Source organism: Pyxidicoccus trucidator (assembly GCF_010894435.1).
In the GTDB taxonomy this organism is placed as follows: Bacteria; Myxococcota; Myxococcia; order Myxococcales; family Myxococcaceae; genus Myxococcus; species Myxococcus trucidator.
The window spans coordinates 141285-156816 of sequence record NZ_JAAIXZ010000017.1; the positions used below are offsets into that span (position 1 = coordinate 141285).

Consider the following 15532-nt stretch of genomic DNA (forward strand, 5'->3'; position numbering starts at 1 on the left):
GCCACACCCCACAGGCTTCCACCTTCCGAGCGACGAGACACGCAGCGTGTTGTCAGACAACTTCCACGCGCGTTCGCGCACCGACAGGCTTGAGGCCGTCGGAGGACAGCACGGCCTCCCCACCGTAATGGAACGCGTGATTCCGCGAGCCATGTCCCACGGGGAGCTGGTGGATGACAGGGATTCCGAGCGGCCCCAGCTTGTCCGACCACATGTCGGTCAATTCATAGGTCGCGCCCCGAGGCGGTTCGCAGCCCACGAACTCGCCGAGCGCGATGCCCACGGCCCCCTGGAGCCCGCCGCTGTCGATGAGCTGGCACAGGGCGCGTTCGAGACGGTACGGAGACTCGGTAACATCCTCCAGGACGACAATGGCGCCTTCTGCCCGGAACGCCTCGGGGGTGCCGGCGAGGCTCGCGAGCACCGTCAGGTTTCCGCCCACGACGCGGCCACGCACGCTCCGCTCCGGCCCGCACAGCCGCGTGCCCGGCAGAACAGGGGCCTCGCCGGTGGTGAGCAGGTGCCGCAGCACCGCGCGGCTCTCCTCGTCCGAGGCGCTGGGGCCGGGGCCCAGCGTGGTGAGCACCGGGCCGTGGATGGACTCGATGCCCCGCCGCGCCAACGCCCACACCAGCGCGGTGGCGTCCGAGAAGCCGATGACCGGGCGGCGGCGCAGGCGCTCCCATGGCAGTGAGGCGAGCACCTGGGCGGTGCCATACCCGCCACGCGCGAACCACACGGCGTCGATGTCCGGCGCCGTCAGCGCCCATTCCAGGTCCGCCGCGCGAACCTCCGGGCGGCCCGCCAGATAGCGGTGGCGCTCATGCAGATGAGGGGCGGCAACGGGCACCCAGCCGCAGCTTCTCAGCCACGCGATGCCGGGCTCCAGCGCTTCTGGGGAGACGGCTCCACCGGGTCCGACCAACGCGATACGAGTATCCTTTTGGAGCACCCTCATGAGGGTAGTGGCCGCTCTCCCGCACTGTCAATCTGACGAGAGCACGCCCGAGGCCATCGCGGCGCGCCTGCGGGGAATCGGACGGCCCGTGCTCGCGCGGCTCATCGAGCGCGAGGGCGCGCTGCCGCTGTCGGAGTATGCGGCGCGCCTGCACGAGCACTCACCGGACGAGCCCCTGGAGCCCGCCATGGCGGCGGCGCTCCGGCGCGAGCTGACGCGGCTGGGCCTGCCGCCCGAGGAAGGCGCGGCCGCGCTGGAGTTGCTGGAGCGGCGCCGGGTGCTGCAGACCACCACGCACCTCACCCTGACGGAGGGCCCCGTCTTCTTCGCCGCCCACTACGTGGGCAGCCTGGGCCTGGCGCCCGACGCGCCCTACTTCGTGGGGGCCTTCTCCGGCATCGACTTCCACAACAGCTCGTGGCCCGGCTGCCTCAACTACTCGGCGATGCGGGCGGAGGACCTGTTCGAGCCGCGGTCGCCGCTGCGCGCCATGTGGCTGAAGTCCGAGGCGAACCGCGCGCTCGATACCAGCGAGCGGCGGCTGTCCCTCATTCCCGGCGCGCAGCGCGACGCGCTCGTCTACGGCTCCCGCGTCAGCGAGGAGACGGTGCGGCGGGTGGAGGCGCTGCGCGAGCCGCTGCGGCGGCTGCTGCGCGAGCCTCGCGCGGGAGAGCCCTACACCGCCTGGGCCGCGCGGGCCCACGGCGCGCTCCACGGCCAGGTGCTCGGCCGGCGCTTCCTCACGCTCGACGTCAATGAGGTGCTGAGGGACTACCTGCTCGCCGTCCTGGACGACGGGAGCCACCCGCTGCACCGCGTGCTGTTCAGCGCGGAGTCCCGCCAGCGGCTGCTGTCCCGGCTGCCTCCCATGGCCCTGTTCCTCGTGCCGGACCTGGACGGCCGGCGCGAGGAGCTGGACGCGCTGCGCCTGGACGGAGACGTCCTGCGCGGCCGCCGCCGGGAGCTGCCGCTGCGGCCCGGGCCCGTGCTGGAGGCGCTGCGCGACGGGAGGCTGTGCGCGGGCACGTTCCTGGAGTTCACCTCGCTGGCCTTCCTCAACGGCTTCCGCTGCTTCGGAGGCGTGGACCAGATGGAGTACCTGAGCCTCTACCGCCAGGCGTGGCTGGAGGACCCGGCGCTGCCTCGCCCCCGCCCGGTGCTGCTCGACCGGCTCACCAGCGGGCGCTTCCCGGGGAACCACGGCGCCGCGCTGGTTCCGCTGGACGTCCTCCACGGCGCGCCCTTCGAGCCCCACCCGGAGGCCCCGCTCGTGGACTTCCTCCGCCATCAGTTCGTCCGGCTGCTGAAGCGGCCCTTCAAATGGAACACACCTTGAGCCCCCCCAGTGACCACCTGGCCATCATCGGCTTCGCGGGCCGCTTCCCCCAGGCGCCGTCCGTGGACGCGCTGTGGGAGATGCTCCGGGCCGGCGGCGACGGCATCACCGTCTTCACCGACGAGGAACTGGAGCACGTGGGCGTCCCCCCCGAGCTCATCCGAGACCCCAACTACGTCAAGGCGCGCGCGTGCCTGGACGGCATCGAGTACTTCGACGCCGACTTCTTCGGGCTCGTTCCCGCCGAGGCGGCGCGGCTGGACCCGCAGCAGCGGCTCTTCCTGGAGTGCGCCTGGGAGGCGCTCGAGCACGCGGGCCATGGCGCGCGCTCGCGGCGGCCGCGCGTGGGCGTGTACGCCAGCGCGAGCGCGTCGAAGTACCTCCTGCACCTGGTGGAGCGGCTGGGACCGGCGGCGCGTGAGCCCTTCGCGCTGGACGGCACGCTCGTCGACTTCCTCGCGCTGCGCGCGGCCTACAAGCTGGACCTGCGCGGCCCCGCGGCCACCGTGCTGACGGCGTGCTCCAGCTCGCTGGTGGCGCTGCACCTGGCCTGCCAGGGGCTGGTGCTGGGCGAGGCGGACATGGCGCTGGTGGGCGCCGCGTCGGTGGCGGTGCCGGGCCGCGAGGGTCGGCTCTGGCAGGAGGGCTCCATCTCCTCCCGGGACGGCCGCTGCCGCCCCTTCGACGCGAATGCGACGGGCACCGTGGGGGGGGACGCGGCGGTGGTCATCGTCCTCAAGCGGCTCGAGGACGCGGTGGCCGACCGCGACTTCATCCACGCCGTCGTGCGCGGCACCAGCATCAACAACGACGGCGCGACGAAGGCGGGCTTCACCGCCCCCAGCATGAGCGCCCAGGCCCGCGTGGTGCGTGACGCCCTCGACGTGGCCGGCGTGGAGCCGGGGGACATCGGCTACATCGAGGCGCATGGCTCCGGCACCACGCTGGGAGACCCCATCGAGGTGGCGGCGCTGGCCCAGGCCTTCGAGGGCCTGCCGGCGGGAAGCCTTCCGCTGGGCTCCATCAAGGCCAACATCGGCCACACCGACGCGGCGGCCGGCCTGTCCGGGCTGGTGAAGGCGGCGCTGTGCCTGCGCGAGCGCACCTGGGTGACCACCCCTGGCTTCGAGCGGCCGAACCCGCTCATCGACTTCCCTTCCACGCCCTTCCGCGTGCAGACGGCCACCGAGCCCTGGCCCGAGGGCGCCGGCCCCCGGCGGGCGGGGGTGAGCTCGTTCGGCATGGGCGGCACCAACGCGCACGTGGTGCTGGAAGAGCCCCCCCCGCGCGCCGCGCCGGCGAAGGACACGCGGCCCTGGCACCTGCTGGTGCTGTCGGCCCGGACGCGCCCGGCCCTGGAGCGGATGACCACGGGCCTGGCCGAGCACCTCCAGGCGCACCCCGACCTGCCGCTGGCCGACGTGGCGCATACGCTGCGGCTGGGACGCGAGGCGTTCACCCACCGCCGCTTCGTGGTGGCGCGCACGGCGCAGGACGCGGCGCGGGCGCTGGCCACGCGTGATTCGGCGCGGGTCTTCACGGGCACCGCCACCCCGGGACGTCCGGTGGCCTTCCTGTATCCGGGACTGGGAGACACGCGCTTCCAGGGCGCGGCGGACCTCTACGCGCACGCGCCCGTCTTCCGCGCCGCGCTGGACACCTGCGCGGAGAAGCTGCTGCCGCTCATCGGCGCCGACGTGCGCACGCTCCTGACGGCCCCTTCCTCCGGGGACCGCATCAGCCGCTGGGGCGCGCGCGTCCAGGCCGAGGGGCCGCCCACGCGCCTGGCCCAGCCCGCCGTCTTCGCCGTGAGCTGGGCGCTGCACGCGCTCTGGACGTCGCTCGGCGTGGTGCCCGACACGCTGGCGGGCTACAGCCTGGGCGAGTACGTCGCGGCGACCGCCGCGGGGCACTTCACACTGGACGACGCCCTGCGCGTCGTCGCCGAGCGCGCCCGGCTGGTGGAGGAGCTCCCGTCCGGTGCGATGACGGCGGTGGGCCTGGGCGCGGACGAGGTGCTGGCGCTCGGAATGCCCGGCATCTCCATCGCCGCCATCACCGGCCGGGCGATGTGCGTCGCCGCCGGGACTCCCGCGGACGTGGAGACGCTGGAGAAGCGCCTGGACGCGGAGGGCTTCGCCTGCCGGAGGCTGGACTCGCGCCACGCCTTCCACACGCCGGCCATGCGCCCGGCCGCCGAGCGCTTCGCCCCCTTCGTGGAGCAGGTCCGCCGGGGCGCGCCCCGACTGCCCTTCTTCTCCAACGTCACCGGCGCGCTGCACGACGCCACCCTGGCGGCCAGCGCGGGGTACTGGGTGGACCACCTGACGCGGCCGGTGCGCTTCGCGCCCGTGCTGGAGGCGCTCGCGGCGGACCCGGCGCGCGTCCTCGTCCAGGTGGGCCCGGGCGCGCAGCTCGTCCGGCTCGCGCAGGGCGCGGGCGCCGGGGCGCGGGAGCGAGTCACGGCCACGTCGCTGCCGGAGGAGGGCTCCGACGGGCTCGCGCACTGGCTGGGCGCCGTGGGCCGGCTGTGGCTCTCGGGTGTGGACATGGAATGGAGCCGGCTGGAGGACACCGCGCTCCGCTCCCGCCTCCCGCTGCCCACCTACCCCTTCGAGCGCAAGCGCCACTGGGTGGATGGCCCCGTGCTCACTCCCGCGCGGCCCGTCGCCCCTCCGTCGCCGGCCGTTTCCGGGGAGCGGGCCCTTCCGCTGGAGTCACCCCTGCCCGCCCCGTCGTCCTCCCGCGCGCTGGCGCGAGACGAGCGCGAGCGGGCGCTGCTGGACATCTGGCGAGCGTCCTTTGGCTCGGAAGACCTCGGGGTGCATGACGACTTCTTCCAGATGGGCGGCCACTCCCTGCTGGCGCTCCAACTGCTGCACCGGCTGCGGCGCGCGCACGGGGTCGACCTGTCCGTGCGCGAGCTGATGGAGAACCCCACGGTGGCGAAGCTCGCCGCGTACTGGGGGGCGAATGCGTCCGCGCCCGCCCCCACGCCCGTGGCCGCCTCCGGCCCGGGGCTCCCGGAGCAGCTGCGCCAGGCCCCGCCGGAGGAGCAGCGCCGGCTCGCCGAGTCCTACGTCACGGACGCGGCGGCCCGGGCCCTGGGCCGCGGCGCCGACGAGGTGCGTGGCGCCGCGGACCTGAGCGCGCTGGGGCTGGGGAGCAGCCTCGCGGACCTCGTCCGCGTGCTCAAGCGCGACCTGGGCCTCGTGGTCTACCCGCACGAGCTGATGGCGCGCCCCACGGTGGCCGGCCTGGGGACCCTGCTCCGGGAGGCCCTGGGCCTCATCGCCCCCGAGCCGGCGCCCGCGTCCGCCCCGGAGGCTCCGCGTCCCCTGGCCCCCCGCCCCGCCGCGCCGCTGTCGCGCCGCAACCCGCCGGCGGCCTTCATCTTCTCCAGCGCGCGCTCCGGCTCCACGCTGCTGCGGGTGATGCTGGCCGGGCACCCGAAGCTGTTCTGCCCGCCGGAGCTGCACCTGCTGATGTTCGACAGCCTCCGCCAGCGCGACGCGCAGCTGTCCACGTCCCACTTCGGCAAGGGCCTGCCACGCGCGCTGATGGAGCTGTGCGCCATGGACGCCTCCCGGGCCGACGCCATGGTGGCCGACTGGCTGGAGCGCGACCTGAGCATCCCGGACGTCTACCGCGAGCTGCAGCGGCTGGCGCGCCCGCGGCTGTTCGTCGACAAGTCGCCCTCCTACGCGGAGGACCCGGCCACCCTGCGGCGTGTCGACGAGTGGTTCTCCTCCAGCTACGCGGTCGTCCTGGTGCGCCACCCGTACTCCGTCATGGAGTCCTACGTGCGCAACCGCATCGGGAGCATGGGCCGCGCCTCCGGCGAGGGCCCGTGGGACCAGGCCGAGCGGCACTGGCTCGACGTCAACAGCCACCTGATGGACTTCCTCGACGAGGCGCCGCGCCCCTCGCACCTGCTGCGCTACGAGGACCTGATGGCCACGCCCGAGCCGGTGCTGCGCGGGCTCTGTGCCTCGCTGGGTGTGGGCTATCATCCCGCCGTGCTGACTCCGTATGAAGGGCGGAGGATGATTGACGGCGTGGGGGACCCGAACCTCCACGAGCATGACCGCGTGGAGCGGGAGCTGGGGGACCGGTGGCGTCAGGTGCGGCCCCCACGGCCGCTGCGCGATGCGACACGCCGCCTCGCCGAGCGTCTTGGCTACGAAATCCCAGGTGAATCGACATGAGCAACTACGTCCTCGGAGTCGTTGGCGCGGGAGTGATGGGCACCGGCATCGCGCAGAGCGCGGCGCGCGCCGGGCTGCCCGTGGTGCTGGTGGACACAGGGCCGCAGGTGCTGGAGCGCTCGCGGCGGCGCATGTTGGATGACCTGCGCCTGGAGCGCATGCTCCACGGGGGCACCGGCGCGCCTCCGGCCGAGACGCTGGCGCGCATCACCTTCACCCCGAAGCTGGACGACATCCAGCGCGCCACCTTCGTGGTGGAGAGCATCATCGAGCGCGTCGCGGACAAGGAGCGGCTGTTCCGCGAGCTGGACGCGTGCTGCCCGCCGGAGGTGTGCTTCGCGTCCAACACGTCCGCCATCCCCATCTCCCGTCTGGCGGCGGCCACGCGGCGCGAGCCCCGCGTGCTGGGCATGCACTTCATGAACCCGGTGCCGCTCAAGCCCACCGTGGAGATGGTGCGCGCGGCGCGCACGCACGAGGACACGCTGGCCGCCGCGCGCGACCTGCTGCGCCGGCTGGGCATGGACTCCGTCGAGGTGGGCGACGGGCCGGGCTTCGTCAACAACCGCGTGCTGATGCTCTCCATCAACGAGGCCGTCGCGCTGGTGGCCGAGGGCGTCGCGCCCCCCGCGAACGTGGACCGCGTCTTCACCGCCTGCCTCGGCCACAAGATGGGGCCACTGGCCACGGCGGACCTCATCGGCCTGGACAACGTCCTCGACACGCTGCTCGTGCTGGAGGAGTTCGCTGGCCCCAAGTACCACCCCCACCCCCACCTCGCCGACATGGTCGGCCGCGGCCTCCACGGCCGGAAGAGCGGCGAAGGCTTCTTCACCTACCCGAACTCATGACCTCGAACGACATCCGGACCCGCGTGCGCACCAAGGTGACCACCCTGTGCGGCGCCAGGGACCTGCGCGACGACGACGACATCTTCCAGCTTGGCCTGCTCAGCTCGCTGTATGCGCTGCGCCTGGTCCAGTCCATCGAACGCGAGTTCGACCTCGAGGTGTCGGACGAGGACCTGCGCGTGGTCAACTTCCGCTCGGTGGATGCCATCACCAGCCTCGTCACCCGGGTGGTGGAGGCGAAATGAGGGAGGCCCGTGCCTTCACCGAGGCGGAGCTGCTCCCGCACGCCGACCGCTTCGACGCCGAGGGGGCCCTGCCCCGCGCGTTCATCGCGCAGCTTTCGGACCGGGGCTGGCTGGGCGCGGCCCTGTCCACCCGGTGGGGCGGTGGCGGCCTGGACGCCCCCACCTGGGGCCGGCTCCACGGCGACGTGGGCCGGGCGTGCGGCTCCACGCGCAGCCTCCTCACGGTGCAGACGCTGGTGGGGCTGGCGCTGGAGCGCTGGGCGCCGGAGCCGCTGAAGGCGCGCTACCTGCCAGCGCTGGCCCGGGGCGAGCTGCTCGCGGCCTTCGCGCTGAGCGAGCCCTCCGCGGGCTCTGACGTGCAGGGCCTGGAGGCGCGCGCCCGCCCGCACGGGGACGGCTACGTGCTGGACGGCGTGAAGCGCTGGATTTCCTTCGGGCAGATTGCCCACCTGTTCCTGGTGTTCGCGCGCCTGGAGGGGGGCATGGCCGCCTTCCTGGTCGAGGGCTCCTCGCCGGGACTCACCCGCGAGCCCATCACCGGGCTGCTGGGCGTGCGCGCCACGCAGCTGGCGGAGCTGCGACTGAACGGGTGCTTCGTGCCGGCGAGCCACCGCGTGGGCGGTGGAGACCTGCCGTTCAGCCCGGTGGCGGCGACGGCGCTGGACGTGGGCCGCTACAGCGTGGCCTGGGGCTGCGTGGGCCAGGCCGAGGCGTGCCTGGCGGCGAGCATGGCGCATGCGCGCACGCGCCGGCAGTTCGGCAAGCCGCTGCTGGAGCATGAGCTGGTGGCGCGCAAGCTGACGGACATGCTCACGGACACGCGCGCGGCGCGCCTGCTGTGCCAGGAGGCCGGGGCCAAGCGCAAGGCCCGGGCTCCGGACTCGGAGTCGGCCACGATGATGGCCAAGTACTTCGCGTCCACCGCCGCGTCACGCATCTCAGCGGACGCCGTGCAGCTGCACGGCGCGTCTGGCTGCATTCAGGGCTCGCGGGTGGAACGCCACTTCCGCGATGCCCGCATCATGGAAATCATCGAGGGCTCCACGCAGATGCAGCAGGTGATGATTGCCCGCCACTGCGCCCTCGACGACCTCGAGGGAGACGAGTCGTGAAGCCTCGCGTCATCAAGTGTGTTGTCTGGGATCTGGATGGGACCTTGTGGAATGGAGTGCTGGCCGAGGGGGACTCGCTCCGGCTGAGGGAGGAGGCCGCGAACCTGGTCCGCGCGCTCGACGAGCGCGGCGTGCTCCAGTCCGTGGCCAGCCGCAACGACGCCGTCGCGCTGGAGACGCTGGAGCGGTTCGGCCTGCGCGACTACTTCCTGCACCCCCACTTCGGCGCCACGGCCAAGTCGGCCTCCATCGCCCGCATCGCGGAGCGGCTGGGCGTGTCCACGGACAGCGTGGCCTTCGTCGACGACGAGCCGTATGAGCGCGAGGAGGTGGCGGCGGTCCACCCGAACGTGGTGTGCGTCGACGCCGCGACCGTGGCCACGCTGCTGGAGCGGGGCGACATCACCATCCCCGTGGGCACCGGCATCAACCGGCGCATGCTCCACCTGGCCGAGCAGGAGCGGCAGGCCGCGGAGGACGCGGCGGGTGGCCCCAGCGAGGACTTCCTCGAGGGGCTGGGCATGCGCCTGGCCGTGCGCCGGGCCGGCTCGGGCGACCTCGGGCGCATCCAGGAGCTGATGCTGCGCACCAACCAGCTCAACACCACGGGGCGCTTCTTCCCGCTGGAGGAGCTGGAGCGGCTCTGCGCCGCGGAGGACCACGTCGCGGTCGTCATGGACCTGAAGGACCGCTTCGGCGACTCGGGGACCGTCGGCTTCGCGCTGGTGGCCCTGACGCCGGGCTTCTGGACGATGCGCATGCTGATGGTGTCGTGCCGCGTGCAGGACCGGGGCGTGGGCGCGGCGGTGCTCGGTGCCCTGCGGCGCGGCGCGCACCGGGCCGGGGCCCGCTTCCGCGCGGACTACGTGCGCACCAAGGCCAACCGGCGGATGTACGTGGGACTGAAGCTGGCCGGCTTCTCCGAGGTGGGAGGCACGGAGCCCGAGCTGCTGCTGGAGGCCGACCCGACGCTGCTCGCGCCAATGCCCTCGTGGATAGAGGTCCGCGACGAGACCGGGGCGCTGCTGCCGTGAGCCTCGTGTCCCTCCACGCGTCCACCTCCACTGGCGCGCCCGTCTTCCTCGTCCATGGGGTGATGGGCACGGTGCTCCCCTACCGCGAGCTCGCGGTGCGGCTCGGCGCCGACCGGCCCTGCATCGGCATCGAGGCCCGAGGCGTGGATGGCCGGCAGGAGCCGCTCGACTGTGTCGAGGCCCTGGCCGCGGCCTACCTCGACGAGGTTCGCGCCCGGGGCGCGCCGGCCCGGTGGCTGCTGGCCGGCTGGTCCTTCGGCGGCCTGGTGGCGTACGAGATGGCCGTCCAGTTGGGCCGCGCTGGCATCCCCGCGTGCGCGGCGCTGCTGGACACCCAGGCCCTGCTGGATCCGAAGCGGCACACGCGTCCGCCGCGCAAGGAGATTGCCTCGGGCCTGGACCGGCACCTGGAGCGCGCGGGCGTGCCGCGCGAGGACCTGCTGGCGGTGGAGCGCCTGCGCACGACCTACGTCGCGCATGTGGAGGCGCTGCTGCGCTACCACCCCGGGCGCTTCACGGGGCCGCTGACCGTCATCCATGCCGGCCAGGGGCTCCCGACGGAGGACGCCACGCTGGGCTTCGGCGCGGTCGCGGGTGGGCCGGTGCGGACGCACGGCGTCGCGGGCGACCATGACTCCCTGCTGGCGCCTCCGCACGTGGACGCCGTCTCCGGCGTGCTGCGTGACTTCTTCGCCTCGTTCGACCCGGACCGATGACGCCCTTCCACCTCGAGCAGCCAGTCGCCGACCGCTTCGATGCGGTCGCGCGCGCCCTCCCCGACCGCCTGGCCATCGACGCGCCTTCGGGCGAGTGGAGCTACGCCCGGCTCGCCCGCGAGTCGCGGCGGGTGGCCTCCGCCATCCACGCCCAGGCCCCGAGCACCGAGCGGGTGGGCCTGCTCTGTGGCCATGACGGGCCGGCCATTGGCGCCATCCTGGGGCTGCTGCGCGCCGGGAAGACCTGGGTGCCGATGGATTCCCGCCACCCGCCCTCCCGGCTGGCGGCCATCTGGGAGGACGCGGGCGCCGGAGCGCTGGTGTGCGACGCGGCCCATCGGGCGGTGGCCACGCGCATCGCGGGCGACCGGGTCCTCTGCCTGGAGGACCTGGGCGACGGCGAGGAGGTGCCCTCGTTGGCGGTGCGGCCCGGCGCCGTGGCGTACCTCCTCTACACCTCCGGCTCCACCGGGCGGCCCAAGGGCGTCATCCAGAGCCACCGCAACCTGCTCCACCATGCACGGGCGTACGCGCGCAGCCTGGACCTGACGCCCGATGACCGGGTGGCGCTGCTGGCCTCGCTGGCCGTGGACGCCGCGCTGATGGACGTCTTCGGAGCGCTCCTGAGCGGCGCCTCGCTGCACCTGTGGGACCTGGCCAGCAAGGGCGCCGAGGGGCTCGCGGACTGGCTCGACGCGCGGGGCATCACCCTCTACCACTCCACGCCCACGGTGTTCCGCTTCTGGATGCGGGAGCTGCCGGCGGGCAGGACGCTCACGACGGTGCGGCGCGTCGTACTGGGCGGTGAGCCGGCGCACGGGGACGACCTCGCGGGCTTCCGTCGCGCCTTCGCGCCGACGGCGGTGCTCGTCAACGGGCTGGGCCCCACCGAGAGCACGCTGGCGCTACAGGCCTTCTTCTCCACGGACACGCGTCCCCCGGCGGGCCTGCTGCCCGTGGGCCGCCCCGTCGAGGACACGCAGGTGCTGCTGCTGGACGAGCGCGGCGCGGAGGTGGAGACAGAGGGAGAGCTCGCCATCCGGAGTCCCCACGTCGCGCTGGGTTACTGGAACCAGCCGGAGCTCACGCGCGCGGCGTTCCTGCCGGACCCGGACGGGGGCGAGCGGCGCATCTATCGCACGGGTGACCTGGCGCGGCGCGAGCCGGACGGGAGCCTGCTCTTCCTCGGGCGCAAGGACCTGCGCCTGAAGCTGCGGGGCTGGGGCGTCGAGCCGGAGGAAATCGAGTCCCGGCTGCGCTCGCTCGAAGGCGTGGGCGAGGCGGCGGTGGTGCTCCAGGAGCGCGCTTCCGGCGGGGCCTCGCTGGTGGCCTTCGCGGCCCCCAGGTCCGGCGCCTCGCTGGACGGCGCGGCGCTGCTGGCGCGGCTGCGCGAGGTGCTGCCCGCGGTGATGGTTCCGGCGCGCCTGGTGGTGCTTGACACGCTGCCCACCACGGCGAGCGGGAAGCTCGACCGGCAGGCGCTCATCGGGTGGCGCGACGAGGCGCCACGCGCCTTCCGTCCGCCCGAGGGCCCGGAGCAGCGCTGGGTGGCGCGCTCGTTCGCGCGACTGCTCGACCTGGACGAGGCCTCGGTGGGCGCGGACAGCCACCTCTTCGAGCTGGGCGGCCACTCGCTGATGGCGGCCCGGCTGCTCGCGCAGGCGCGGGCGGCCTTCGGGGTGGAGCTGCCCCTGGCCACCGTGTTCGAGACGCCGACCGTCGCCGGGCTCGCCGCGGGCCTCGTGGCTTCCGCGGGGGCGGGGCCAGCGGGCCCCGCGCTGGAGCCCCTGCCACGCGGCGGTCCGCTGCCGCTGTCCTTCGCGCAGGAGCGGCTGCTCTTCTTCGACCGGCTCATGCCGGGCCACCCCACGTACCACGTGCCCGCCGCGTCGCGGCTGCGGGGCCGGCTCGACGCCGCGCTCCTCCGGGCCGCCCTGGCCGACGTGGTGGCGCGGCACGAAGTGCTCCGGGCGACGTTCACCCTGGAGGACGGCGTGCCGGTGCAGCGCGTGTCGCCAGGGGCGCCGCTCGACTTCGAGCAGGTCTCCCTGGACGTGCCGCCCGGCACGGAGGTCGCCACGCGCGCTCGGGAAGAGGCACGCGAGCGGGCCCTCCGGCCGTTCGACCTCGCGCGCGGGCCGCTGGTGCGCGCGACACTGTTCCGGCTGGGAGAGGACGACCACTTCCTGGTGCTGGTGGCGCACCACCTCGCCGTGGACGGCTGGTCCCTGCAGCAGCTCTTCACGGAGTGGAGCGAGGCCTACGCGGCGCGACGGGAGGGACGGCCCGTGCGGACGGACGGGGCCCGGCTGCAGTACGCCGACTTCGCGGCCTGGCAGCGCCGGCTCCTGGAGGGGCCGCGGCTCGACGCGCTCTCCGCGTGGTGGAAGCAGCGGCTCGCGGGGCTGCCGGAGCTGCAGCTCCCCACCGACCGCCCGCGTCCTCCGGTGCAGTCACGCCGGGGCGGATGGTGCCGGTTCGAGCTTCCCGCGCCGCTGGTGGGCTCGCTGCGCGCATTGGGACGCGAGGCGGGGGCGACCTTCTACATGACGTGCCTGGCCGCCTTCGGCGTGCTGCTCTCGCGCCACACGGGACAAGAGGACCTGGCCGTGGCCTCGCCCGTGGCGGACCGTCCGCTGCCGGAGCTGCACGACGTGCTCGGCACCTTCGTCAACACGCTGGCCCTGCGCCTTGACTTGTCGGGGAACCCGACGGTGCGCCAGTTGCTCGAGCGCGTGAGGGGGCAGGCCGTGGACGCCTTCGCCCATGCGGGGCTCCCCTTCGAGCGGGTGGTGGCGAGCGCTGGCGTCCAGAGAGACGCGGGCCGCGAGCCGCTCACGCAGGCGATGCTCATCGTCCACCATGGTGAGCCTGGACACCCCCGGCTCGACGGAGTGACGGCGGAGCCCGTCGAGCTGCACCTGGGCGTGGCCATGTTCGACCTGACGCTCACCGTCCGCGAGTCGGAGCGCGTCCAGGCCTGGTTCGAGTACGCGACGGACCTCTTCGACGCGTCCACCATCGAGCGCCTGCGCGAGCGCTGGCTCACGCTGCTGTCGGCCATGGCCGCTGGCGTGGACCGTCCGGTGGGGGAGCTCACGGTGCTGCCGACCGAGGAGCGCCAGCGACTGCTGCGAGACTTCAACGACACGCGAAGCGACTTCGACCTGGGGACGTCCGTGCGAGCGCGCATCCTGGCGCAAGCCGGGGCGCGCGCGGACGCCCCGGCGGTGGCCTTCGGTGACGCGCGCCTGAGCCAGGGCGAGCTGCTGACGTGGAGCCGGCGCATTGCCCACGCGCTGCACGCGCGGGGCGTGGGGCCCGGAGCGCTGGTGCCGGTGGTGGTGCGGCGGGGGCTGGACCTGGTCGCCGCGTGGCTCGGGGTCCTGGAAGCCGGCGCGGCCTTCGTCCCCATCGACCCGGGTTGGCCCGTGGAGCGGATGCGCGCGGCCCTCGTACGGCTGGCTCCGCGCGCGGTGGTCGTGGACTCGGCGCACGAGTTCCTGGACGTGCTGGCGGGGCTTCCGAAGGTCGCGACGGCGCCCCTGCGCGGCGGGGAGCGGCCTCCACCGGTGGCGCCGCTGCCGGAGCCCGAGTCGCCGGTGTACGGGTTCTTCACCTCGGGCACCACGGGCGAGCCCAAGCTGGCGCTGGTGGCGCACCGGGGGCTGAGCAACCGCTTCGCGTGGATGGACGGGTTCTTCGGCCCCGATGCGCCGGTGACGCTCCAGACGACGCCACACTTCTTCGACAGCGCCGTCTGGCAGTTGCTGTGGCCGCTGTGCCGGGGGGGGATGGCGGTGGTTCCCAGCGACTCGCCGGTGCTCACCGCCGGGGAAATCACCGCGCTGGTGGAGCGGCACGGCGTCACCCTCGTCGACTTCGTCCCCTCCGTGCTGGATGCGCTGCTGCCGCAGTTCGCAGCGGACGACACACTGGAGCGGCGGCTGCGGAGCCTGCGCCACGTGATTGCCGGCGGCGAGGCGCTACGCCCGGAGACGCTGCACGCCTTCCGCGCGGCCATGCCGGCCGTGCGGCTGACGAACCTCTACGGCCCGACGGAGGCCACCATCGGCTGCATCGCGGCGGTGCTGGGCGGGCACGAGACGACCATTCCGATTGGGCGGCCCATCGCCAACGTGAAGGCGGTGGTGCTGGACCCGGAGCGGCGGCTCGCGCCGCTCGGGGTACCGGGAGAGCTGTATGTCACGGGTGCATGCCTGGGGCTGGGCTACCACGGCAACCCGGAGGCGACGCGGCGCGCGTTCGTGGACAACCCCTTCCCGGAGCTGGAGCACCCGCGGCTGTACCGGACGGGAGACCGGGTGCGGCTGCGCGCGGACGGGACGCTCGACTTCCTGGGGCGCTGTGACGGCCAGCTCAAGGTGAGGGGCCTGCGCATCGAGCCGGGCGAGGTGGAGGCCGCGCTGCGCTCGCACCCCGGGGTGCGCGAGGCCTTCGTGGCGGCCGGGAAGGACCGCCAGGGCCAGCCCGAGCTGTGGGCCTGGCTCGCCCCCGGGCCGGTGCCGGAGGACCTGCGGGAGCACCTGCGCGCACGGCTGCCGGCGGGCCTGGTTCCCGCCGTGATTCTCGCGTGCGAGGCGCTGCCGCGCCTGCCGGGCGGGAAGCTCGACACGAAGGCCCTGCCCCGCCCGGTGGACGTGCCAGCCGCGACTCCCCTGGCGCGGCCGAAGACGGCGCTGGAGCAATCCATCTCGGAGGTCTGGCAGCGGGTCCTCCGCCTGGACGTGGTGGACCCACAGGCCAACTTCTTCGACCTCGGTGGGCACTCGCTGCTGGCCCTCAAGGCGCAGGCCGAGCTGCAGCGGGGGCTCGGTCGTGAAGTGCCCCTGCTGGCGCTGTTCCGCCATCCGACCGTCGCGGGCCTGGCCGCGCACCTGTCAGGGGCCGTCACGGCCGTGGAGGCGCCCCGGCCTCAGGCGCAGACCCGCCAGGCCGCCATCGCCCGGCGCCGGCGCCGGAATGACGAACAGGGGCCGCGGGGCGAGGGAAAGGGAGAGCAGGAGGACCCCACCTGAACGGCACGTCGTCTCGGCTTCCAACGGCTTTCG

General features: G+C 74.0%; 9 protein-coding genes. 8 read left to right on the plus strand and 1 reads right to left on the minus strand.

The annotated features are described in order from the left end of the window. Positions 1-52: 52 nt before the first annotated feature. Positions 53-958 carry a S66 peptidase family protein gene (locus tag G4D85_RS36690; RefSeq protein ID WP_240359717.1) on the minus strand — a complete coding sequence of 302 codons (906 nt, stop codon included), beginning with the start codon at positions 956-958 and terminating at the stop codon, positions 53-55. On the opposite strand from G4D85_RS36690, the gene G4D85_RS36695 reads away from it, so the two are divergent. Genes G4D85_RS36695 through G4D85_RS36730 form a run of 8 tightly spaced genes read left to right on the plus strand, consistent with a single transcriptional unit; the run spans position 957 to position 15499 of the window. Beyond that, on the plus strand, positions 957-2294 hold the full coding sequence (locus tag G4D85_RS36695; protein WP_164018758.1) for a hypothetical protein: 1338 nt from the start codon (positions 957-959) through the stop codon (positions 2292-2294). The two genes, G4D85_RS36690 and G4D85_RS36695, sit on opposite strands and share 2 nt — an antisense overlap. Further along, on the plus strand, positions 2291-6502 hold the full coding sequence (locus G4D85_RS36700) for a type I polyketide synthase (RefSeq protein ID WP_164018759.1): 4212 nt from the start codon (positions 2291-2293) through the stop codon (positions 6500-6502). The genes G4D85_RS36695 and G4D85_RS36700 overlap by 4 nt, the downstream gene beginning before the upstream one ends. Next, positions 6499-7353: a 3-hydroxyacyl-CoA dehydrogenase family protein gene (locus G4D85_RS36705; protein ID WP_164018760.1), complete on the plus strand. Its 855-nt coding sequence runs from the start codon at positions 6499-6501 to the stop codon at positions 7351-7353. Before G4D85_RS36700 ends, G4D85_RS36705 begins: the two co-directional genes overlap by 4 nt. Further along, the gene (locus G4D85_RS36710; protein WP_164018761.1) at positions 7350-7598 is read left to right on the plus strand and encodes a phosphopantetheine-binding protein; all 249 of its coding nucleotides are present in this window, start codon (positions 7350-7352) and stop codon (positions 7596-7598) included. The genes G4D85_RS36705 and G4D85_RS36710 overlap by 4 nt, the downstream gene beginning before the upstream one ends. Further along, positions 7595-8710: an acyl-CoA dehydrogenase family protein gene (locus tag G4D85_RS36715; RefSeq protein WP_164018762.1), complete on the plus strand. Its 1116-nt coding sequence runs from the start codon at positions 7595-7597 to the stop codon at positions 8708-8710. The genes G4D85_RS36710 and G4D85_RS36715 overlap by 4 nt, the downstream gene beginning before the upstream one ends. Next, entirely contained in the window at positions 8707-9744 is a 1038-nt protein-coding gene (locus G4D85_RS36720; RefSeq protein ID WP_164018763.1) for an HAD-IIIC family phosphatase, read from the plus strand. Before G4D85_RS36715 ends, G4D85_RS36720 begins: the two co-directional genes overlap by 4 nt. Then, positions 9741-10460, plus strand: a complete 720-nt coding sequence (locus G4D85_RS36725) for a thioesterase domain-containing protein (RefSeq protein WP_164018764.1) — start codon at positions 9741-9743, stop codon at positions 10458-10460. Before G4D85_RS36720 ends, G4D85_RS36725 begins: the two co-directional genes overlap by 4 nt. Further along, on the plus strand, positions 10457-15499 hold the full coding sequence (locus tag G4D85_RS36730; protein ID WP_164018765.1) for a non-ribosomal peptide synthetase: 5043 nt from the start codon (positions 10457-10459) through the stop codon (positions 15497-15499). The genes G4D85_RS36725 and G4D85_RS36730 overlap by 4 nt, the downstream gene beginning before the upstream one ends. The last annotated feature ends 33 nt before the right edge of the window (positions 15500-15532 follow it).